This is a genomic window from Streptomyces sp. NPDC006643, from assembly GCF_042870175.1.
Taxonomy (GTDB): Bacteria; Actinomycetota; Actinomycetes; order Streptomycetales; family Streptomycetaceae; genus Streptomyces.
Window position 1 is genome coordinate 24,340 of sequence record NZ_JBIAHA010000020.1, and the last position, 1,260, is coordinate 25,599.

Annotated in this window: 1 protein-coding gene; it reads right to left on the reverse strand. The window is 72.1% G+C overall.

All coding sequences use genetic code 11. The annotated features are described in order from the left end of the window. On the reverse strand, positions 1–367 hold a 367-nt coding region (locus ACFYNU_RS25750), incomplete at its 3' end, for a hypothetical protein (protein WP_388767343.1). Between the last annotated feature and the right edge of the window lie 893 nt (positions 368–1,260).

Here is a 1,260-nt window from a genome sequence, read left to right on the forward strand (position 1 = left end):
CTTCCGACCGGGATGTGCTGGCCGGGTCCGCGCCTTGCGACTTGCCGCTGTTGTCCGGGCGCGATGATGTCTGCCGGTTCGAATTGCTCTTCCCGTTGCCGTTCGGGCTCTCGGCAGGAAGGTCGTGGATCGTGACGAATTTCTTGTTACGCGTGGTTCTGGGGACAGCGGGGCTCACCGGCTTCTGACTGCCTTCCGACCGGGATGTGCTGGCCGGGTCCGCGCCTTGCGACTTGCCGCTGTTGTCCGGGCGCGATGATGTCTGCCGGTTCGAATTGCTCTTCCCGTCGCCGTCCGATTCCCCGCGATAGTCATCGAGCGTGACGAATTTCTTGTTGGGCGTGGTTCTGGGAGCAGCGGGGCTCACCGGCTTCGGGCTGCTCTCCGGCCGGGATGTGCTGGCCGGGTCCGCACCTTGCGACTTGCCGCTGTCGTTCGGGCGCGATGACGTCTGCCCGTTCGGGCCGCCCCCGTTCGGGCCGCCTGTCGTGCTTTCGAGACGCTGCCCCGGTCGGGCAGGGCCGGACCCGTCCGGCTTCCCGGTTACAACGCGCTCATCCGGCGTCCGGGACGTGCCGCCCGGGTGCGCGACAGGCGTATCCGAACCGGTGTTCCTCGGCGGTGTGCCGCCGGGCTGGGAGTCCGGGGTGACCCGGGAGTCCGGTGCGACCGGGGGCCCGTCCGGGCGCTTCCCGGGCGGCGGGGCCAGGCCCGGCCCGTCGCCGGAACCTCCCGGACGCACGGCCACGGGCTGCTCCGGGCCGGGGGTGCTGACCGCGTCGCGGCCGACCGGACCCGGTTTCGGTGTCGAGCCGGGAGACTCCGTCGTCCGCGGGGCCGGCCGGTCCGGAACCGGGGTGGGCAGCGGCGCCGTCGAGGAGCCGTCGGCCCTCGTGGAAGGCGCGGGCATACCGGTCGTCTCACCCGAACGACCCCCGCCCGGCCCGCTGCTGGTCTGACGGCTGTCCGTGACGGACACGCCGTCCTTCCCCCCGGGCACCGGAGGCGCGACCGAATCGCCGTTCCTGCCCAGCGTGTCGGGAACGGGCAGGGAACGATCCCCGCCGGGCGTCCGGGTCGTACCGCCCGGATTGGCGACAGACCGATCGCCTGCGACTGTCGTGCCGTCACCGAGACGCTGCCCCGGCCCGTTGAAGCCAGCCTCCGTACGGGACCTACCGCCCGGATTGGCCACTGGCGGATCGCCTGCGACTGTCGTGCTGTCGCCGAGACGCTGCCCCGGCCCGTTGAAGCCGGCCC